This window comes from Pseudomonas sp. C8002 (assembly GCF_013385765.1).
Classification (GTDB): domain Bacteria; phylum Pseudomonadota; class Gammaproteobacteria; order Pseudomonadales; family Pseudomonadaceae; genus Aquipseudomonas.
The window spans coordinates 423,105-442,765 of the sequence record NZ_JACAPJ010000012.1; the positions used below are offsets into that span (position 1 = coordinate 423,105).

The 19,661-nt window shown below is 61.7% G+C and carries 18 protein-coding genes and 1 other RNA gene; 15 read left to right on the forward strand and 4 right to left on the reverse strand.

The genetic code is table 11. The features are described 5' to 3' along the window. The first annotated feature begins 124 nt into the window (after positions 1-124). The gene (locus HX814_RS19760; RefSeq protein ID WP_032899265.1) at positions 125-895 is read left to right on the forward strand and encodes an OmpA family protein; all 771 of its coding nucleotides are present in this window, start codon (positions 125-127) and stop codon (positions 893-895) included. A gap of 67 nt (positions 896-962) precedes the next feature. On the opposite strand, the gene HX814_RS19765 is transcribed toward HX814_RS19760, so the two are convergent. The 4 genes from HX814_RS19765 to HX814_RS19780 all read right to left on the reverse strand — a co-directional run bounded on the left by HX814_RS19765 (position 963) and on the right by HX814_RS19780 (position 4,409). Then, complete coding sequence (locus HX814_RS19765; RefSeq protein ID WP_087692852.1) at positions 963-1,544, reverse strand: BON domain-containing protein; 582 nt, start codon at positions 1,542-1,544, stop codon at positions 963-965. Next, the gene (locus tag HX814_RS19770; protein WP_003216190.1) at positions 1,541-2,134 is read right to left on the reverse strand and encodes a phosphoheptose isomerase; all 594 of its coding nucleotides are present in this window, start codon (positions 2,132-2,134) and stop codon (positions 1,541-1,543) included. The genes HX814_RS19765 and HX814_RS19770 overlap by 4 nt, the downstream gene beginning before the upstream one ends. Positions 2,135-2,226: 92 nt before the next feature. Beyond that, positions 2,227-2,598, reverse strand: a complete 372-nt coding sequence (locus tag HX814_RS19775; protein WP_003216193.1) for a YraN family protein — start codon at positions 2,596-2,598, stop codon at positions 2,227-2,229. Beyond that, positions 2,598-4,409 (reverse strand): penicillin-binding protein activator, encoded by a 1,812-nt coding sequence (locus HX814_RS19780; protein WP_008434234.1) that lies wholly within the window; start codon positions 4,407-4,409, stop codon positions 2,598-2,600. Before HX814_RS19780 ends, HX814_RS19775 begins: the two co-directional genes overlap by 1 nt. A 176-nt stretch (positions 4,410-4,585) precedes the next feature. On the opposite strand from HX814_RS19780, the gene rsmI reads away from it, so the two are divergent. From rsmI to HX814_RS19850, 14 genes are all read left to right on the forward strand, one after another. Beyond that, complete coding sequence (gene rsmI, locus HX814_RS19785; RefSeq protein ID WP_161635740.1) at positions 4,586-5,491, forward strand: 16S rRNA (cytidine(1402)-2'-O)-methyltransferase; 906 nt, start codon at positions 4,586-4,588, stop codon at positions 5,489-5,491. Positions 5,492-5,586: 95 nt separating this feature from the next. After that, an RNA gene (rnpB, locus tag HX814_RS19790) (RNase P RNA component class A) lies at positions 5,587-5,940 on the forward strand. Between the two features lie 355 nt (positions 5,941-6,295). Beyond that, on the forward strand, positions 6,296-6,751 hold the full coding sequence (gene mraZ, locus HX814_RS19795) for a division/cell wall cluster transcriptional repressor MraZ (protein WP_003171868.1): 456 nt from the start codon (positions 6,296-6,298) through the stop codon (positions 6,749-6,751). Continuing rightward, positions 6,748-7,695, forward strand: coding sequence for a 16S rRNA (cytosine(1402)-N(4))-methyltransferase RsmH (gene rsmH / locus HX814_RS19800; protein WP_003216201.1), 948 nt, complete (start codon positions 6,748-6,750; stop codon positions 7,693-7,695). The genes mraZ and rsmH overlap by 4 nt, the downstream gene beginning before the upstream one ends. Next, positions 7,692-7,985, forward strand: a complete 294-nt coding sequence (gene ftsL, locus HX814_RS19805; RefSeq protein ID WP_003216203.1) for a cell division protein FtsL — start codon at positions 7,692-7,694, stop codon at positions 7,983-7,985. Before rsmH ends, ftsL begins: the two co-directional genes overlap by 4 nt. Continuing rightward, entirely contained in the window at positions 7,985-9,727 is a 1,743-nt protein-coding gene (locus HX814_RS19810; protein ID WP_166742205.1) for a penicillin-binding protein 2, read from the forward strand. Before ftsL ends, HX814_RS19810 begins: the two co-directional genes overlap by 1 nt. Beyond that, positions 9,727-11,190, forward strand: a complete 1,464-nt coding sequence (locus tag HX814_RS19815; RefSeq protein WP_177008738.1) for a UDP-N-acetylmuramoyl-L-alanyl-D-glutamate--2,6-diaminopimelate ligase — start codon at positions 9,727-9,729, stop codon at positions 11,188-11,190. Before HX814_RS19810 ends, HX814_RS19815 begins: the two co-directional genes overlap by 1 nt. Further along, positions 11,183-12,553, forward strand: a complete 1,371-nt coding sequence (gene murF, locus HX814_RS19820; protein ID WP_177008739.1) for a UDP-N-acetylmuramoyl-tripeptide--D-alanyl-D-alanine ligase — start codon at positions 11,183-11,185, stop codon at positions 12,551-12,553. Before HX814_RS19815 ends, murF begins: the two co-directional genes overlap by 8 nt. Continuing rightward, the gene (gene mraY / locus HX814_RS19825) at positions 12,553-13,635 is read left to right on the forward strand and encodes a phospho-N-acetylmuramoyl-pentapeptide-transferase (RefSeq protein ID WP_008434230.1); all 1,083 of its coding nucleotides are present in this window, start codon (positions 12,553-12,555) and stop codon (positions 13,633-13,635) included. The genes murF and mraY overlap by 1 nt, the downstream gene beginning before the upstream one ends. Before the next feature lie 6 nt (positions 13,636-13,641). Further along, positions 13,642-14,988: a UDP-N-acetylmuramoyl-L-alanine--D-glutamate ligase gene (murD, locus tag HX814_RS19830; RefSeq protein ID WP_076014386.1), complete on the forward strand. Its 1,347-nt coding sequence runs from the start codon at positions 13,642-13,644 to the stop codon at positions 14,986-14,988. After that, the gene (gene ftsW, locus HX814_RS19835) at positions 14,985-16,208 is read left to right on the forward strand and encodes a putative lipid II flippase FtsW (RefSeq protein WP_003216215.1); all 1,224 of its coding nucleotides are present in this window, start codon (positions 14,985-14,987) and stop codon (positions 16,206-16,208) included. The genes murD and ftsW overlap by 4 nt, the downstream gene beginning before the upstream one ends. Next, positions 16,198-17,268 (forward strand): undecaprenyldiphospho-muramoylpentapeptide beta-N-acetylglucosaminyltransferase, encoded by a 1,071-nt coding sequence (gene murG, locus HX814_RS19840; protein WP_134327307.1) that lies wholly within the window; start codon positions 16,198-16,200, stop codon positions 17,266-17,268. Before ftsW ends, murG begins: the two co-directional genes overlap by 11 nt. After that, positions 17,261-18,706 (forward strand): UDP-N-acetylmuramate--L-alanine ligase, encoded by a 1,446-nt coding sequence (gene murC, locus HX814_RS19845; protein WP_003216219.1) that lies wholly within the window; start codon positions 17,261-17,263, stop codon positions 18,704-18,706. Before murG ends, murC begins: the two co-directional genes overlap by 8 nt. Beyond that, positions 18,703-19,659 (forward strand): D-alanine--D-alanine ligase, encoded by a 957-nt coding sequence (locus tag HX814_RS19850; protein WP_003216220.1) that lies wholly within the window; start codon positions 18,703-18,705, stop codon positions 19,657-19,659. Before murC ends, HX814_RS19850 begins: the two co-directional genes overlap by 4 nt. The last annotated feature ends 2 nt before the right edge of the window (positions 19,660-19,661 follow it).

Genomic DNA, 19,661 nt, shown 5'->3' on the forward strand with positions numbered 1-19,661 from the left:
GGGTTTGAGTGTGGCCGGGCTTGTGTGGAGATGGAATTTTTACCGTTTGTCGTGTTCCAAGCTCGGCACAGGTCCAATGCCAATGTCCTCTGCATCACCGAATGCAAAAGTAGGAGCTTCCTTCATGTTCACTTCTCGTCGTCTGCTTGTTGTTGCTACTGCCGTAGCCCTGTTGTCGGGCTGCGCTTCACCTAATCCTTATGACGGCAGCCAGGCACAGGGTGGTGGCTCTTCCGGTGTGAGCAACACCGCCAAGTATGGTGGCCTGGGCGCCCTGGCTGGTGCGTTGGCGGGTGCAGCCATCGACCACAACAACCGCGGCAAGGGTGCGCTGATCGGCGCTGCCGTCGCCGGTATCGGTGGTGCGGGCTACGGTTACTACGCCGACCAGCAGGAAAAGAAACTGCGTGCCAGCATGGCCAACACCGGTGTCGAAGTGCAGCGCCAGGGCGACCAGATCAAGCTGATCATGCCGGGTAACATCACCTTCGCCACCAACTCGGATGCGATCTCCAGCAGCTTCTACACGCCGCTGAACAACCTGGCGAACTCGCTGAAGCAGTTCAACCAGAACACCATCCAGATCGTTGGCTACACCGACAGCACCGGCAGCCGTCAGCTCAACATGGACCTGTCCCAGCGTCGTGCGCAGAGCGTGGCCAATTACCTGACCTCCCAAGGTGTCAGCCCGACCAACCTGAGTGCCCGCGGTGCCGGCCCGGATAACCCGATCGCCAGCAACGCCGATGTCAATGGCCGTGCCCAGAACCGTCGTGTGGAGGTCAACCTGGGCCCGATCCCTGGCCAGCAGTACGGTCAGCCGGCCGCCCAGCAGCAACAGGCGCCGCAGCAGAACAACCAGTTCCAGGGCAACCCGTACCAGCAGTACCAGTAACCTGTAGTCAATAAAAAGGGCGCCGTGCAATCCATGCACGGCGCCCTTTTTTGTGGCTGACGGTAAATCAGTCGATGTATTCGAACAGCTTCACGATCTTCTGTACGCCGGACACACTTTGTACCAGGTTGGCGGCGCGGGTGGCTTCTGCCTGGGTCAGCAGGCCCATCATGTAGACGATGCCGTTGTCGGTGACGATCTTGATCCGAGAGCCGGGAATGGCGCTGTCGGTCAGCATCTGGGTCTTGATCTTGGTGGTCAGCAGGGCGTCGTTGCTGATAGCCAGCAGGGTGATCGGCTCCATCACCTGCAGTTCGTTGTGAACCTTCTTGACCCGCTGCACAGTGGCGGCAGCTTGTTCAGCCTGGGCCTTCAAGTCGGCGCGCGGGGTTTGGCCGGTGAGCAGCACCACGCCGTTGAAGCTGACGACCACGATGCGCGACGCGCCGTTGCCCAGGTCTGGAGCGGCCTTGGACACGTTGACGGAAACCTTGGTCTCGATCAGTGAGTCATCGATTTTGCTGCCGAAAGTGCGGGTGCCTTTATCGTCCTGGATGGGCGTGTCGCGGCTCGCTTCGATTACCGAGCTGCAGCCGCTGATGCCTAGGCACAGCGTGATTGCCAATAGGCTAAGGCGTTTAACGGTCATTCTTCACTCCCGAACAGTTGGCTGTCGATCAGATCGCACAGGCAGTGGATCGCCAGCAGGTGGACTTCCTGGATACGTGCGGTGACATTGGCCGGGACGCGGATTTCCACGTCTTCGGGCAACAGCAGCGAGGCCATGCCGCCGCCGTCGCGTCCGGTCAATGCTACGACAATCATTTCACGATCATGTGCGGCCTGGATCGCTTGAATAATATTCGCCGAGTTACCGCTGGTGGAGATCGCCAGCAGTACGTCCCCCGGCTGGCCAAGGGCGCGGATCTGTTTGGAGAAGATTTCGTTGTAGCTGTAGTCGTTGGCGATCGAGGTGATCGTCGAGGTGTCGGTGGTCAGGGCGATGGCCGGCAGGCTCGGGCGCTCACGCTCGAAGCGGTTGAGCAGCTCGGAGGAGAAATGCTGGGCATCGCCGGCCGAACCGCCGTTGCCGCACGAAAGCATTTTGCCTTCGTTGAGCAAGGCGTTGACCATGACCTGACTGGCTTGCTCGATGTGCGGTGCAAGTACGTCCATCGCCTGTTGCTTGGTATCGATACTGGCCTGGAAAAGCTGGCGAATTCGGGATTGCATGTCCATCTGTGTGACCTTAAGTAGCGCGGCTGTTTGGCACAGGAATGTGCAGCCCGCAAAGCAAAGAGCAAAAGTGTGCGGTGTAGATGTCCGGCGAATCAGCTGTCAAAGGCATCTTGCAGCCAGTTCAGATCGGCTGTTCCCCGGGGAGTGCTTTCTATGGCAACCACATCGAAACGGCAGGGATGATCGGCCCAGCGACGCTCCTTGAGCAGGAAAAACTGCGCGGCGAGTATCAACTTCTGGCGCTTGCGCCCGTCGATACTGGCGAGCGCGCCACCCCATTGTGCGTGTTTTCTGTAGCGGACTTCGACAAATACTACTGTATCGCCGTCAAGCATGACCAGATCAAGCTCGCCGCGTTTGCATAACCAGTTCTGCGCCAGGAGGCGCAGACCTTGTCGTTGCAGGTACTCGAGAGCTTGAAGTTCGGCGTCCTTGCCGCTTTGTGCGCTTGACCGCTCGGGCATCAGCGCGGGGTATCAGGCAGGCGCTGGATCTCGCCACCGACGAACTTCGCCCATGGCATCTGGCGGTCGACACGCTGGCTGGCGCTGACGCCCAGGTTGCCCGACAGGCCGTCGACACGAGTGTCCGGCAGTGCCTTGAGCTGCCCCAGGCGCGGCGCCAGGCGGTAGGCATCCACACCCATCGCGTACAGGCGGCCAAGGCTGCCGTTGGCTTGTGGCCATTGGGCGGCGACCTGGTTGCGCAGCGGGTCGGTGGTGTTCAGCAGCCAAGGGGTTTCGCAGAACATCACGTTGGTCATGTCCAGGTACTGGTTCTTGTCGCCACTGGCGCTGAACACGTGGGACGTCGCATACACCGGCACGTCGCCAGCGTATTGGAAGTTCAGGGTCGGCTTGATCTGCTGGGCCAGTTGCGGAGTCACGGCCAGGAAGATGAACTCGATGTCCTGGCGGCGCGATGGCTGGGCGGAAACATCCGAACCTACCGTGCTTTGCAGGCTCTTGGCGCGGCCTTCGCTCTTGCGCAGCTGGAACAGGTCGGCAATCTGCTGGGCCAGGGCTACCGGCTGGTCAACGTACTCGACGCCCACCACGGTGCCGCCATTGGCTTCCCAATCCTGACGGAATGCCTTGTAGACGCGCTCGCCCCATTCGCCTTTCGGCACCATGGCGGCGGCGCGGTGCAGGCCATCGGCGCGAGCACGACGGGACACTTCACGGGCTTCGTCTTCAGCGGCCAGGCCAAACTGGAACAGTTGCGCCGGGTTCTGGTCGGCTTCGCTGTAGTTCAGGGCCAGGGTGGTGATCGGCAATTGCGGGCGTGCGCTGAGTTGCTTGACCAGCGGTTTCTCCAACGGGCCGACCACCAGTTGCACGCCGGCGGCCTGGGCCTTGGCGTAGAAGTCGTCGATGGAGGTCAGGCGCGAGCTGTCGTAGAACTCGATCACCGGCGGCTTCTGCCCGGCTTGTTCAGCCTGGTAGTGCGCGGCCATGAAGCCTTCGCGCAGCGCCTTGGCAACGCCGGCCAGAGGACCTTCCTGCGGCAGCAGCAGGGCGATCTTGTTCAGCGGCTGGCTGGCCAGTTCCTTGAGCTTGGTCAGCGGCTGCGGCAATTGCGAGGCTGCCGGGTGGCCAGGGTTCTGGGCGCGCCAGGTGTCGATGGCCGCCTGCTGTTGCTCCAGAGTGCCGGCGCCCTTGACTGCCTGGGCCAGGCTGATCCAGCCGTCCAGCGTCGGGTTGCCGCTGGCTTGCAGTTGATCGGCAGGCAAGGCGGCAATCAGTGCCCAGATGGCTTCGTGGTTGCTGTTGTAGGCATCGCCCGTCAGCAGCGGGGCCATGGCAACGCGCTCGCGGGCGGCGGCCAGGGTCTGGCCGTCGGCCTCATAGGCACGGGCATGCACGGTGCCCGTGCGGATCTGCTGTTCAGGCGGCAGTTCCTTGAGGCTTTGCAGGCTCGGGTGATTCAAGGCCGTCAACGCTGCCTTGGGCTGGTTGCGGGCCATCGCCAGTTCAGCCGACAGAGTGCTGGCAAATACCTGCGCCGCCGGTTTCAGGACGTCCAGTGGCACCTGGGCAAGAATCTGCGCCGAGCGTCCCGGATTGTTTTGGTGGAACGCCAGGTCAGCCGCACTCAAGCGCAACAGCGCGGCTTTTTCCGGAGTCTTGGCCGAAGTCGCCTGTTCGAGCAGTTGCTCGATGCTGGCATCCGGAGTCCGGGGGAGGTCGCCAAGGCTGGACGAGGGCGAGCTGGCGCAAGCCGCCAACAGGGCAGCGAGGCAGAGGGCAGAGAACAGCCGCAGGCAAGCGATCATGTAAGTGTTCCTGATACCGATCAAATTAGCGTGGAATTGTACCCAAGCACTGGCCGGGGCGCGATGTTACTGGCGTGAAACCGTCTATTTAGGTCGTGTAAATGTTGCAGGACCCAATAGGCGGCTGAAATCGAACCCGCCCCGAGGGCATATATTCAAGGCGTCTACGCGCTACAATGTGGCTTTTGCCAACCATCGAGGTGTGCGTTTTGACTGCTCCAGGTCCTTTGAATTCCACTGCAGGCTCGCTTTTTGTCGTGGCGACGCCCATTGGCAACCTGGACGACATCAGTGCGCGTGCGCTGAAAGTGTTGCGCGACGTAAAACTGATCGCGGCTGAAGACACTCGGCACTCCCAGCGGTTGATGCAGCATTTCGGTATTCCGACCCCCTTGGCCGCCTGTCACGAACACAACGAACGTGAAGAAGGCAGTCGTTTTATCACTCGTTTGCTGGCGGGTGATGACGTGGCTTTGATCTCGGATGCGGGTACGCCGCTGATTTCCGACCCTGGCTATCATCTGGTTCGCCAGGCGCGGGCGGCTGGTATCAATGTAGTGCCTGTTCCGGGAGCGTGCGCGCTGATTGCTGCATTGTCTGCTGCCGGCTTGCCGTCGGACCGGTTTATCTTCGAAGGCTTCCTGCCTGCCAAGGCCGTCGGGCGCCGGGCGCGCCTGGAACTGGTAAAGGAAGAGCCACGCACGCTGATCTTCTACGAAGCCCCGCACCGCATCCTTGAGTGCCTGCAAGATATGGAGCTGGTGTTCGGCGGCGATCGCCTGGCACTGCTGGCGCGGGAAATCACCAAGACCTTCGAAACCCTCAAGGGCTTGCCGCTGCAGGAACTGCGCGAATTCGTGGAAGGCGACAGCAATCAGCAGCGCGGCGAGTGCGTAGTGCTGGTAGCCGGCTGGTCGGCGCCGGAAAGCGAAGATGCCGTGGGCAGCGAGGCAATGCGCATTCTTGACCTGCTGCTCAAGGAGATGCCATTGAAGCGCGCCGCTGCATTGGCCGCGGAAATAACCGGCGTACGCAAGAACGTCCTGTATCAAGTGGCGCTGGATAAACAAAAGGGCGAATAGTTCCGGGTTCTAACCTGCACTCCGTCTGAACATGATGGCATTAGTGTCTTTTAATACTTGTTCTAACGCCGCCGTGCCGTTAACCTGCGCGGCGGAGAGTCGATTGGACAGTCGCTGCCTTCTATGAAAATTAGAGGGGGGAGGAAAGTCCGGGCTCCATAGGGCGAAGTGCCAGGTAATGCCTGGGAGGCGTGAGCCTACGGAAAGTGCCACAGAAAATAACCGCCTAAGTACTTCGGTACCGGTAAGGGTGAAAAGGTGCGGTAAGAGCGCACCGCACGACTGGCAACAGTTCGTGGCTAGGTAAACCCCACTTGGAGCAAGACCAAATAGGGTCCCAAGGCGTGGCCCGCGCTGGGACCGGGTAGGTTGCTAAAGATGTCCAGTGATGGCCATCGTAGACGAATGACTGTTCAAGACAGAACCCGGCTTACAGATCGACTCTCCACCTTTTTTCCTTCTGTCCGAATCTCGGGCAGGAACCTGGTAGTAACGCGAGAATCCCTCCCTGCTGAATCGTCAGCAGATGCGTCTTCGTAATACCGAAAAAATCTTACTCTTAATAAATTACTTTAACTTTAAGCCTTAGCTCTTTGAGCTATTTGGTGTTGTTGAGTCAAAATCGCCGTCAAACTCTCGTTTCTCCTCCCTTTACCTTCCTAAATCTCCGTTCTGTAAGGCTTTTCCTTGAATCCGCGCCTTGACGGTGTGGTGGGCGCATTCCTATAGTGTGCGCAAGTGGCGGAAAGTGGCACAAAGTGGGTTTTTTGAACGTAAAACGCTAAAATTTGGAGAAACGCATCTGTGTTTCGCGGAGCTAACGCTATCAGTCTCGATGCAAAAGGCCGTCTCGCCATGCCGAGCCGGTATCGTGACGAGCTCATTTCGCGAAGTTCCGGGCAATTAATCATCACCATCGATGCCGTTGATCCCTGTTTATGTGTGTACCCGCTCGATGAGTGGGAGCTGATTGAAACCAAATTGCGTGCACTGCCTTCACTGCGTGAAGAGAACCGCCGCCTGCAACGCTTGCTGATTGGTAATGCCGTCGACCTCGAACTCGATGGCAGTGGTCGTTTCCTGGTTCCACCGCGTCTGCGCGAATACGCCAAATTGGACAAGCGCGCGATGCTGGTAGGCCAACTGAACAAGTTCCAATTGTGGGACGAAGATGCCTGGGATGCTGTTTCTGCAGCTGACCTGGCTGCTATTCAACAACCGGGCGCCATGCCTGATGAACTGCGTGATTTGATCCTGTGACTATTGATAGCGGCTTTAACCACATCACCGTACTGCTTGACGAAGCCGTTGAGGCTCTCGCCGTACGCGCGGATGGCTGCTATTTGGATGGCACCTTCGGCAGGGGCGGGCACAGTCGGCTGATCCTCAGCCAGCTGGGTCCGGACGGTAAGCTCCTCGGGTTCGACAAAGACCCTCAAGCGATTGCCACCGGGCAAGCGCTAGCGGCCGAAGACGGCCGCTTTGTCGTTGTGCAGCGCAGCTTTGCCGAGCTCGGTGCAGAAGTCGCCGAACGTGGCATGGCGGGCAAGGTGGCCGGGGTTCTGCTGGACCTGGGCGTGTCTTCCCCACAGCTGGACGACCCTGAGCGTGGCTTCAGTTTCATGAACGACGGCCCGCTGGACATGCGCATGGACCCAAGCCGTGGCATCAGCGCCGCGCAGTTCATCGCTACCGCTCCCCACGAAGAAATCACCCGTGTGTTCAAGGAATACGGCGAAGAGCGCTTCGCTGGCCGCATGGCGCGTGCCGTGGTCGAACGCCGGGAAATCCAGCCGTTCGAGCGCACGGCCGACCTGGCTGAGGTGCTGAAAGTCGCCAACCCTGCATGGGAAAAGGGCAAGAACCCGGCAACCCGTGCGTTCCAGGGCCTGCGTATTCACGTCAACAACGAATTGGGCGACCTGGAAGCCGGCCTCGAAGCCGCCCTGGAAGCTCTGGAAGTGGGCGGTCGCCTAGTGGTGATCAGCTTCCACTCCCTGGAAGACCGCATCGTCAAATTGTTCATGCGTCGCCTGGTCAAGGGCGAGTCCGACAACCTGCCGCGCAACCTGCCGGTGCGTTACGAAGCTTTTGTGCCGAAAATCAAAATCCATGGCAAAGCGCAGTTCGCTTCCGAAGCCGAACTCAAGGCCAACCCACGTGCCCGTAGCGCTGTCATGCGCGTTGCGGAGAAGCTGCGGTGAGCAAGCTTTTCGCCAAGCCCCTCCCGGGCGGCAGCTTCTTTATGTTGCTGCTATTTGTTGGCGTGCTGGTGTCCGCGATTGCGGTGTCCTACAGCGCCCATTACAACCGCCAACTGCTCAATACCCTGTACGGGGAGTTGAGCGTGCGCGACAAGGCGCAGGCGGAGTGGGGCCGGTTGATCCTCGAGCAAAGTACCTGGACGGCCCACAGCCGCATCGAAGTGCTGGCCACTGAACAACTGAAGATGCACATCCCGGGCGCTGCAGAAGTTCGCATGGTGGCGCCATGATGAAACTCGAGGGCGCACTCTACCCGTGGCGTTTCCGCGTAGTGCTGGGGTTGCTGGCACTGATGGTGGGCGCGATTGCCTGGCGGATTATCGACCTGCAAGTGGTGGACCGTGACTTCCTGATCGGCCAGGGCGATGCCCGTAGCCTGCGGCATATCCCGATTCCTGCACACCGCGGCCTGATCACCGACCGTAACGGCGAGCCCCTGGCCGTCAGTACCCCGGTGACCACCCTGTGGGCCAACGCCAAGGAAATGCAGACCGCCAAGGACAAATGGCCGGAACTCGCTGCTGCCCTGGGCCAGGACCCGAAAGCCCTGAGCGAACGCCTCGAAGCCCAGGCCAATAAAGAATTCATCTACCTGGTTCGCGGGCTCACCCCCGAACAAGGCCAGCAAGTACTCGACCTTAAAGTCCCCGGTGTCTACGGCATCGAGGAATTTCGGCGTTTCTACCCGGCCGGCGAAACCACCGCCCATATGGTGGGTTTCACCGACATTGATGATCACGGTCGCGAAGGCGTGGAACTCGCCTACGACGAATGGCTGGCCGGGGTTCCCGGCAAACGACAGGTCATCAAGGATCGGCGCGGCAGACTGATCAAGGATGTCCAGGTCACCAAAAACGCCAAGGCCGGTAAGCCCTTGGCGTTGTCGATTGACCTGCGCCTGCAATACCTGGCCAACCGTGAGCTGCGTAACGCGATCATCGAGAACGGTGCGAAAGCCGGCAGCCTGGTGATCATGGACGTGAAGACCGGCGAGATTCTCGCCATGGTCAACCAGCCGACCTACAACCCCAACAACCGTCGCAACCTGCAACCGGCGATGATGCGCAACCGCGCCATGATCGACGTGTTCGAGCCGGGTTCGACCATGAAAGCCATTTCCATGAGTGCCGCCCTGGAAACCGGGCGCTGGAAACCGGCCGACAAGGTCGAGGTTTACCCGGGCACATTGCAGCTGGGCAAATACACCATTCGTGACGTGTCGCGCACCGAAGGTCCGGTGCTGGATTTGACAGGTATCCTGATCAACTCCAGTAACGTGGGCATGAGTAAAGTCGCCTTCGATATCGGCGGCGAAGCCATCTACCACCTCGCGCAGAAAGTCGGCCTGGGGCAACCCACTGGCCTGGACTTCCCGGGCGAGCGTGTGGGTAACCTGCCGAACTACCGTGACTGGAAAAAGGCCGAAACCGCCACGCTTTCCTATGGTTATGGCCTGTCGGTGACAGCCATCCAGCTGGCCCACGCCTTCTCGGTGCTGGCCAACAACGGCCGCATGGTGCCGCTGAGCCTGATCCACCTGGACGAGGCGCCGCCTGCGACCCAGGTGATCCCGGAAAACGTCGCGAAGACCATGCAAGGCATGCTGCAACAAGTGATCGAAGCACCACGTGGCGTGTTCCGTGCCCAGGTGCCGGCGTATCACGTGGCAGGCAAGTCCGGTACCGCGCGTAAAACCGCCGTGGGTACCAAGGGCTACGCCGAAAACTCCTACCGCTCGCTGTTCGCAGGCTTCGGCCCGATGAGCGACCCGCGCTACGCCATCGTCGTGGTGATCGATGAGCCGAGCAAAGCCGGTTACTTCGGTGGCCTGGTATCGGCGCCGGTGTTCAGCAAGGTGATGTCCGGGACGTTGCGCCTGATGAACATCACGCCGGACAACCTGCCGGCTACCCAACAAGCGAACGCCGGCCCGCCGGCCGCTGCTGTAAAAGCCAATGGAGGGCGCGGCTGATGTCTCTGAGCCTGAACAAGATTTTTGCCCACGCCGGCCGCGATCTGCTGATTCGCGAGTTGACCCTGGACAGCCGTAATGTGCGTGCCGGCGACCTGTTCCTGGCAGTGCCGGGTGGCAAGTTCGACGGCCGTGACCATATCGCCGACGCGCTGCAACGCGGCGCTGCGGCAGTAGCCTATGAAGTGGAAGGCGCCACCGTGCTGCCGATCACCGACGTGCCTTTGATTCCGGTCAAGGGCCTGGCTGCGCAATTGTCGGACATCGCCGGGCGCTTTTATGGCGACCCGAGCCGCACCCTGAACCTGGTGGGCGTGACCGGTACCAACGGCAAGACCAGCGTGACCCAATTGGTTGCCCAGGCGCTTGACCTGCTGGGTCAGCATTGCGGCATCGTCGGCACCCTGGGCACCGGTTTCTACGGCGCGCTGCAAAGCGGGCTGCACACCACGCCTAACCCGATTGCCGTGCAAGCGACCCTGGCCGACCTGAAAAAGGCCGGTGCCAAGGCGGTTGCCATGGAAGTCTCGTCCCACGGTCTGGACCAGGGGCGCGTGACTGCCCTGGCGTTCGACGTGGCGGTGATGACCAACCTGTCCCGCGATCACCTGGATTACCACGGGACCATGGAGGCCTACGCCGCCACCAAGGCCCGGCTGTTTGCCTGGAATGACCTGAAGTGCCGGGTGGTCAACCTGGACGACGAATTCGGTCGCCAACTGGCCGCCGCCCAAGGCGACGGCCGCCTGATCAGCTACAGCCTGGAAGACTCCAGCGCCTACCTGTATTGCCGTGAAGCCACCTTTGATGACGAAGGCGTGCGCGCCACGCTGGTTACGCCGCAGGGCGAGCACCATTTGCGCAGCACCTTGCTCGGGCGTTTCAACCTGAGCAACGTGTTGGCCGCTGTGGGTGCCTTGCTCGGCCTGGATTACGCCCTCGACGAAATCCTGCGGGTGTTGCCGAAGCTCGAAGGCCCGGCCGGTCGCATGCAGCGCCTCGGCGGCGGCTCCCAGCCGCTGGTGGTGGTCGATTACGCCCACACGCCGGACGCCCTGGAAAAAATCCTGCAGGCCCTGCGCCCCCACGCCAAGGGTAAATTGCTGTGCCTGTTCGGCTGTGGCGGTGACCGCGATCGCGGCAAGCGCCCGCTGATGGCGGAAATCGTCGAGCGCCTGGCCGACGGTGTGCTCGTCACTGACGACAACCCGCGCAGCGAAGACCCAAGCCAGATTTTCGATGACATTCGTGTCGGCTTTAAAGATGCGTCCAAGGCGACATTCGTTGCCGGTCGCGGTGCAGCCATCGCCCAATTGATCGCCGGCGCAAGTGCTGACGATGTGGTGGTGCTGGCCGGCAAAGGCCACGAGGACTATCAGGAAATCAACGGCGAACGCCACGCCTTCTCCGATCTGGTCGAGGCTGATCATGCCCTGACAGCGTGGGAGGTGGCTCATGCTTAAGCCGCTTAAATTCAGCGAACTGACCCAGGCCTTGTCGGCCCGCGTGCTGTCGGCTGATTGCAGCTTTGATGGCGTCAGCATCGACAGCCGGACGATCAAGCCCGGGCAACTGTTTGTCGCCTTGGCCGGCCCGAGTTTCGATGGCCATGACTACCTGAATGACGTCGCTGCCAAAGGCGCTGTCGGCGCTCTGGTGCAGCGCGAAGTCGCTGACTCGACGCTGCCACAATTGCTGGTCGCCGACACCCGCCTGGCCCTCGGCCAACTGGGGGCGCTGAACCGTGCCGCCTTCACCAAGCCTGTTGCGGCGATCACCGGTTCCAGCGGCAAGACCACGGTCAAGGAGCTGCTGGCCGGCATCCTGCGCACGCGCGGCCCGGTCCTGGCGACCCGTGGCAACCTGAACAATGACTTCGGCGCTCCGCTGACCCTGCTCGAACTGGCCCCGGAACACACGGCGGCCGTCATTGAGCTGGGTGCTTCGCGCATCGGCGAAATCGCCTACACCGTGGCCATGACCAAGCCTCATGTCGCGGTGATCAGCAACGCCGGTACTGCCCACGTCGGCGAGTTTGGCGGCCCTGAAAAGATCGTCGAAGCCAAGGGCGAAATCATCGAAGGCCTCGACGCATCCGGCACTGCCGTGCTGAACCTCGATGACAAGGCCTTCGAAACCTGGCGTGTACGTGCCGCCGGTCGCAAGGTCTTGAGCTTCGCGGTGCACAACGCCGCTGCCGATTTCCATGCCTCGAATATCAAGGCCGACGCCCGTGGCTGCCCGTCCTTCACCCTGCATACCCCGCAAGGTGACGAGCACGTACAACTGAACCTGCTGGGCAACCACAACGTCGCCAATGCCCTGGCTGCCGCCGCCGCCGCCCACGTGCTGGGCGTGTCGTTGTTTGGCATCGCCACCGGCCTTGGCGCCGTGCAACCGGTCAAGGGCCGCACCGTCGCGCAACTGGCCAGCAACGGCATGCGCGTGATTGATGACACCTACAACGCCAACCAGTCCTCGATCTGTGCCGCCATCGACCTGCTGACCAGCTTCGACGGTCGCAAGGTGCTGGTGCTGGGGGATATCGCCGAGCTGGGCGAGTGGGCTGAACAGTCTCACCGTGAAGTCGGCGCGTACGCCGCCGGCAAGGTCGATGCCCTGTACGCCGTTGGCCCGAACATGCTGCACGCCGTGGACACCTTCGGGCCGGGCGCCAGGCATTTCGCCAGCCAGGCCGAACTGATCCAGGCACTGAGTGCGGCTGAACAAGACAAACACACCACTATTTTGATCAAGGGATCGCGCAGCGCGGTGATGGAAAACGTCGTCGCGGCCTTGTGTGGCTCAAGTACGGAGAAACATTAATGCTGCTGCTGCTGGCTGAGTATCTGCAACAGTTCCACAAAGGCTTCGCGGTCTTTCAGTACCTGACCCTGCGCGGGATCCTGGGTGTGCTGACCGCGCTGTCGTTGTCGCTGTTCCTCGGGCCATGGATGATCCGTACCCTGCAAAACCTGCAGATTGGCCAGTCGGTACGCAACGACGGCCCGCAGTCGCACCTGTCCAAATCCGGCACCCCGACCATGGGCGGTGCGTTGATCCTGTCGTCCATCGGCATCAGTACGCTGCTGTGGGCTGACCTGCATAACCGTTATGTCTGGACCGTGCTGCTGGTGACCCTGCTGTTCGGCGCCATCGGTTGGGTAGATGACTACCGCAAGGTGATCGAGAAGAACTCCAAGGGGCTGCCTAGCCGCTGGAAGTATTTCTGGCAGTCGGTGTTCGGCCTCGGCGCGGCGATCTTCCTGTTCATGACTGCGCCAAGCGCGGTGGAAACCACCCTGATCATCCCGATGCTCAAGGACGCCAGCATTCCACTGGGCGTCGGCTTCGTGGTGCTGACCTACTTCGTGATCGTCGGCTCCAGCAACGCGGTCAACCTGACGGACGGCCTCGACGGCCTGGCGATCATGCCGACGGTGATGGTGGGCGGTGCCCTCGGCATCTTCTGCTACCTGTCGGGTAACGTGAAATTCGCTGAATACCTGCTGATCCCTTATGTACCGGGCGCGGGCGAACTGATTGTGTTCTGCGGTGCGTTGATCGGTGCGGGCCTGGGCTTCCTGTGGTTCAACACCTACCCCGCACAAGTCTTCATGGGCGACGTCGGCGCACTGGCGCTGGGCGCGGCCCTGGGCACCATCGCGGTGATCGTCCGCCAGGAAATCGTCCTGTTCATCATGGGCGGTGTGTTCGTGATGGAAACCCTGTCGGTGGTGATCCAGGTTGCCTCCTTCAAATTGACCGGGCGCCGCGTATTCCGCATGGCGCCGATTCACCACCACTTTGAACTCAAGGGCTGGCCTGAGCCGCGGGTGATTGTCCGTTTCTGGATTATCACCGTGATTCTGGTTCTGTTCGGCCTTGCCACCCTGAAACTGAGGTAGAAACGAGTGTCCCTGATCGCTTCAGACCACTTCCGCATCGTTGTCGGCCTCGGCAAGAGCGGCATGTCCCTGGTTCGCTTCCTGGCGAACCGGGGCACGTCGTTTGCCGTGGCCGATACGCGGGAAAATCCACCGGAGCTGGTCACGCTGCGCCGTGACTACCCGCACGTGGAAGTGCGTTGTGGCGAGCTGGATGTCGAGTTTCTGTGCCGTGCCGATGAGCTCTACGTGAGCCCTGGCCTGGCCCTGGCGACCCCGGCCCTGCAAGCGGCGGCGGCCCGTGGCGTGAAGTTGTCCGGCGATATCGAGCTGTTCGCGCGTAACGCGAAGGCGCCGATCGTGGCCATCAGCGGTTCCAATGCCAAAAGCACCGTCACCACCCTGGTGGGCGAGATGGCGGCTGCGGCCGGCAAGCGCGTGGCCGTGGGCGGCAACCTCGGCACGCCGGCGCTGGACCTGCTCAACGACGACGTCGAGCTGTACGTGATGGAGCTGTCGAGCTTCCAGCTGGAAACCACTGACCAGCTCAACGCCGAAGTGGCCACCGTGCTCAACGTCAGCGAAGACCACATGGACCGCTACAGCGGCCTGCCGGCGTATCACCTGGCCAAGCACCGGATCTTCCGTGGCGCGCGGCAAGTGGTGGTGAACCGTCAGGATGCCCTGAGCCGTCCGCTGATCGGCGAAGGTCTGCCGTGCTGGACCTTCGGCCTGAACAAGCCTGACTTCAAGGCCTTCGGCCTTCGGGAAGAGAACGGCGAGAAATACCTGGCCTTCGAATTCCAGAACCTGATGCCGGTGCGCGAACTGAAAATCCGTGGTGCCCACAACCAGGCCAACGCCCTGGCGGCGCTGGCGCTCGGTCACGCAGTTGGCTTGCCGTTCGACGCCATGCTCTCGGCCCTGCGCAGCTTTGCCGGCCTTGAGCATCGCTGCCAGTGGGTTCGCGAGCTGGATGGCGTTGGCTATTACAACGATTCCAAGGCCACCAACGTCGGTGCGGCACTCGCTGCCATCGAAGGTTTGGGTGCCGACATTCAAGGCAAGGTCGTGCTGATTGCCGGTGGCGACGGCAAGGGTGCCGACTTCAAGGACCTTAAAGGCCCGGTCGCCGCCAACTGCCGCGCCGTGGTGCTGATGGGCCGTGATTCCGGCTTGATCGCCGATGCCCTGGGCGACGCCGTACCGCAGGTGCGCGCGCAGTCCCTGGACGATGCCATTGCCCAATCCAAAGCCTTGGCTCAGCCGGGCGACGTGGTGCTGCTGTCGCCTGCCTGCGCCAGTTTCGACATGTTCAAGAACTACGAAGAGCGCGGCCAGCTGTTCGCCCGCGCCGTGGAGGCCTTGGCATGAGTATCAATTTCCGTAACATCATCAAGCCGTACCCGTCGCCGATCATTACCGGGCGCGGTATCGACCTTGATTTCCCGATGCTTGCCGGTTGCCTCGCGCTGCTGGGCCTGGGCCTGGTGATGATCACCTCGGCCTCCTCGGAAGTGGCTGCGGTGCAATCGGGCAACACCCTGTACATGATGATCCGTCACCTGGTGTACCTGGTGATTGGCCTTGGCGCATGCATCGTCACCATGATGATCCCGATCGCCACCTGGCAGCGCCTGGGTTGGCTGATGCTGGTGGGCGCCTTCGGCCTGTTGGTGATGGTGATCCTGCCCGGCATCGGGCGTGAGGTGAACGGTTCGATGCGCTGGATCGGCTTCGGTGCGTTCAACGTGCAGCCGTCGGAAATCGCCAAGGTGTTCGTGGTGATCTACCTCGCCGGCTACCTGGTGCGGCGCCAGAAAGAAGTACGCGAAAGCTGGATGGGCTTCTTCAAGCCGTTCATCGTGCTGCTGCCCATGGCCGGCCTGTTGCTGATGGAGCCGGACTTCGGTGCCACCGTCGTAATGATGGGGGCGGCGGCGGCGATGCTGTTCCTCGGCGGCGTCGGCCTGTTCCGCTTCACCTTGATGGTGGTGCTGGCGGTGGCCGCCGTGACCATTCTGGTGCAGGCGCAACCCTACCGGATGGCCCGTCTGATTACCTTTACCGACCCGTGGTCCGATCAGTTCGGTTCCGGCTACCAGTTGACCCAGGCGTTGATCGCCTTCGGTCGCGGTGAGTGGCTGGGCGTGGGCCTGGGCAATAGCGTGCAGAAGCAGTTCTACCTGCCGGAAGCCCACACCGACTTCGTGTTCTCGGTACTCGCCGAAGAGCTGGGCGTGGTCGGTTCGCTGTGCACCGTCGCGCTGTTCGTGTTCGTGTGTGTTCGCGGCATGTACATCGGCTTGTGGGCCGAAAAGGCCAAGCAATATTTCGCCGCCTACGTGGCGTACGGCTTGTCGTTCCTGTGGATCGGCCAGTTCCTGATCAACATCGGGGTGAACGTCGGCCTGCTGCCGACCAAGGGCCTGACCTTGCCGTTCCTCAGTTACGGCGGCAGCTCGTTGGTGATTTGCTGCGCCTGTCTCGGGTTGTTGCTGCGTATCGAGTGGGAGAGTCGGACCCACCTGGGCAGCGAAGAGATGGAGTTCAGCGAAAGCGACTTCGCCGAGGAGCCGAACCATGGGCGCTAACGTGCTGATCATGGCAGGCGGCACCGGTGGCCACGTGTTCCCGGCGCTGGCCTGTGCCCGTGAGTTCCAGAACCGCGGCTACAGCGTGCATTGGCTCGGTACGCCGCGCGGCATCGAAAACGATCTGGTACCGAATGCCGGCTTGCCGCTGCATTTGATCAACGTCACCGGCTTGCGTGGCAAGGGCAAATTGTCCCTGCTGAAGGCGCCGTTCGTGTTGCTCAAGGCCGTGTGGCAAGCGCGCAAGGTGATCCGTGAAGTGAAGCCGGTATGCGTGCTGGGCTTTGGTGGCTACGTGACCGGCCCGGGCGGTGTTGCGGCAAGACTCGCCGGCGTGCCAGTGATCGTCCACGAGCAGAATGCCGTGGCCGGCACTGCCAATCGCCTGCTGGTGCCCTTGGCTGCACGGGTATGCGAGGCGTTTCCGAAGACCTTTGGTGCCGCGGACAAGTTGCGTACCACCGGCAACCCGGTGCGTACCGAACTGTTCATGGACATCGCCCGCCAGCCATTGGCCGGTCGCAAGGCGCACCTGTTGATCCTGGGCGGAAGCCTGGGCGCCGAACCGTTGAACAAATTGCTGCCTGAAGCGGTGTCGCAACTCCCCGTGGAGCTGCGCCCGGAGATCTTCCATCAGGCCGGCAAGAACCACGATGAAGTGACCGCGACGCGTTATCGCGATGCGGGTGTGGAGGCGAATGTGCAGCCCTTCATCAAAGACATGGCCCAAGCCTATGGCTGGGCCGACCTGGTGGTCTGTCGCGCAGGTGCGTTGACCGTCAGTGAACTGGCTGCCGCCGGTCTGCCGTCCTTGCTGGTGCCTTTGCCCCACGCGATCGACGATCACCAGACCCGCAACGCCGAATATTTGGCTGGGGAGGGCGCTGCCTTCCTGCTGCCGCAAAGAACGACTGGCGCCGCCGATTTGGCCGCACGCCTGACCGAGGTTTTGATGCAACCGGAACGACTGAACAGCATGGCGAGCACCGCAAGCCGCCTGGCCAAACCTGACGCAACCCGCACCGTGGTCGATATCTGCCTGGAGGTGGCCCATGGTTGAGAATCAGAAAGCCATGCCACAGCCGGAAATGCGCCGCATCCGTCGCATCCACTTCGTCGGTATCGGCGGCGTGGGCATGTGCGGGATCGCCGAAGTGTTGCTGAACCTGGGTTACCAGGTGTCCGGCTCCGACCTGAAAATGTCGCCGGTCACCGAGCGCCTGGAATCGTTTGGCGCGAAAATCTTTATCGGCCACCGCGCCGAGAACGCCGCCGAAGCCGATGTGCTGGTGGTCTCCAGTGCCGTGAACACCTCCAACCCGGAAGTGGCCACAGCCCTTGAGCGCCGCATTCCCGTAGTGCCGCGTGCCGAAATGCTGGCTGAGCTGATGCGCTACCGCCACGGCATCGCCGTCGCCGGTACCCACGGCAAGACGACCACTACCAGCCTGATCGCCTCGGTGTTCGCCGCCGGTGGCCTGGACCCGACTTTCGTTATCGGTGGCCGCCTGAATGCAGCCGGCACCAATGCACAACTGGGGACCAGCCGTTACCTGATCGCCGAAGCCGATGAAAGCGACGCCAGCTTCCTGCACCTGCAACCGCTGGTGGCCGTGGTGACCAACATCGACGCCGACCACATGGCGACCTACGACGGTGACTTCAACAAACTGAAGAAAACCTTCGTCGAGTTCCTGCACAACCTGCCGTTCTACGGTCTGGCCGTGGTGTGCCTGGACGATCCGGTGGTGCGCGAAATCCTGCCGCTGGTGAAGCGTCCGACCGTGACCTACGGCTTCAGCGAAGACTGCGACGTGCGCGCGATCAATGTGCGCCAGCAAGGCATGCAGACTTTCTTCACCGTGCTGCGTCCTGACCGCGAGCCGCTGGATGTCTCGGTGAACATGCCGGGCAACCACAACGTACTCAACTCCCTGGCGACCATCTGCATCGCCTCCGACGAAGGCGTCAGCGATGAAGCCATCGTCGAAGGCCTGTCGGGTTTTGCCGGCGTGGGTCGTCGCTTCCAGGTCTACGGCGAACTGCCGGTGGACGGCGGCAACGTGATGCTGGTGGACGACTACGGTCACCACCCGACCGAAGTGGCAGCGGTGATCAAGGCCGTACGCGGTGGCTGGCCGGAACGCCGCCTGGTGATGGTGTACCAGCCGCACCGCTACAGCCGTACCCGCGACCTGTACGACGATTTCGTCAATGTACTGGCGGATGCCAACGTGTTGCTGCTGATGGAAGTCTACCCGGCCGGTGAAGAACCGATCCCGGGTGCCGACAGCCGCAAGCTGTGCAACAGCATCCGTCAACGCGGCCAGTTGGACCCGATCTACATCGAGCGTGGTGTGGACCTGGCGCCGATCGTCAAGCCGCTGCTGCGTGCCGGCGACATCCTGCTGTGCCAGGGTGCCGGTGACATCGGTGGCCTCGCCCCTAAATTGCTGGCAAGCCCGCTGTTTGCCGCCGCACAGGGGAAGTCGAAATGACCACTGACTACGGCTCCCTGTTCTCGACCATTCAACCTGCCGACTTCGGCCGGGTTGCGGTGCTGTTCGGTGGCAAGAGCGCTGAGCGTGAAGTGTCGCTGAAGTCCGGCAATGCCGTGCTGGAAGCGCTGCAAAGTGCCGGTGTGAATGCGTTCGGCATCGACGTGGGTGATGACTTCCTGTCGCGCCTGCAGGCCGAGAAGATCGACCGCGCCTTCATCATTCTTCACGGCCGTGGCGGTGAAGACGGCAGCATGCAGGGCCTGCTGGAGTGCCTGGGCATTCCGTATACCGGCAGCGGCATCCTCGCTTCGGCCCTGGCCATGGACAAGTTGCGCACCAAGCAGGTGTGGCACAGCCTGGGTATTCCGACCCCGCGTCACAGCGTGCTGTGCAGCGAAGACGATTGTATTTCTGCAGCCAAGGAACTGGGCCTGCCTTTGATCGTCAAACCAGCCCATGAAGGCTCCAGTATCGGCATGGCTAAAGTGAACTCAGCCGCCGAATTGATTGACGCATGGAAAGCGGCCAGTACCTACGATTCGCAAGTGTTGGTGGAACAGTGGATTCAAGGTCCCGAGTTCACCATCGCTACTCTGCGTGGCCAGGTATTGCCGCCCATCGCATTGGGCACGCCCCACACCTTTTACGACTACGACGCCAAGTATGTGGCCTCCGATACCCAGTACCGGATCCCGTGCGGCCTCGACGCAGCCAAGGAACAGGAATTGATGGACCTCACGGCGAAAGCCTGTGAGGCGCTGGGTATCGCCGGTTGGGCGCGGGCAGACGTGATGCAGGATGACCAGGGGAACTTCTGGTTCCTGGAAGTCAACACTGCACCCGGGATGACCGACCACAGCCTGGTACCCATGGCCGCTCGTGCCGCCGGCCTGGATTTCCAGCAGTTGGTGCTGGCGATCCTGGCAGCAAGCATAGAGCCACGAGGCTAAGA

Coding starts and splice junctions, on each gene's coding strand:
- HX814_RS19760 (WP_032899265.1), top strand. CDS start 125: ATGTTCACTTCTCGTCGTCTGCTTGTTGTTGCTACTGCCGTAGCCCTG.
- HX814_RS19765 (WP_087692852.1), bottom strand. CDS start 1,544: ATGACCGTTAAACGCCTTAGCCTATTGGCAATCACGCTGTGCCTAGGC.
- HX814_RS19770 (WP_003216190.1), bottom strand. CDS start 2,134: ATGGACATGCAATCCCGAATTCGCCAGCTTTTCCAGGCCAGTATCGAT.
- HX814_RS19775 (WP_003216193.1), bottom strand. CDS start 2,598: ATGCCCGAGCGGTCAAGCGCACAAAGCGGCAAGGACGCCGAACTTCAA.
- HX814_RS19780 (WP_008434234.1), bottom strand. CDS start 4,409: ATGATCGCTTGCCTGCGGCTGTTCTCTGCCCTCTGCCTCGCTGCCCTG.
- rsmI (WP_161635740.1), top strand. CDS start 4,586: ATGTGGCTTTTGCCAACCATCGAGGTGTGCGTTTTGACTGCTCCAGGT.
- HX814_RS19810 (WP_166742205.1), top strand. CDS start 7,985: ATGAAACTCGAGGGCGCACTCTACCCGTGGCGTTTCCGCGTAGTGCTG.
- HX814_RS19815 (WP_177008738.1), top strand. CDS start 9,727: ATGTCTCTGAGCCTGAACAAGATTTTTGCCCACGCCGGCCGCGATCTG.
- murF (WP_177008739.1), top strand. CDS start 11,183: ATGCTTAAGCCGCTTAAATTCAGCGAACTGACCCAGGCCTTGTCGGCC.
- mraY (WP_008434230.1), top strand. CDS start 12,553: ATGCTGCTGCTGCTGGCTGAGTATCTGCAACAGTTCCACAAAGGCTTC.
- ftsW (WP_003216215.1), top strand. CDS start 14,985: ATGAGTATCAATTTCCGTAACATCATCAAGCCGTACCCGTCGCCGATC.
- murG (WP_134327307.1), top strand. CDS start 16,198: ATGGGCGCTAACGTGCTGATCATGGCAGGCGGCACCGGTGGCCACGTG.
- murC (WP_003216219.1), top strand. CDS start 17,261: ATGGTTGAGAATCAGAAAGCCATGCCACAGCCGGAAATGCGCCGCATC.
- HX814_RS19850 (WP_003216220.1), top strand. CDS start 18,703: ATGACCACTGACTACGGCTCCCTGTTCTCGACCATTCAACCTGCCGAC.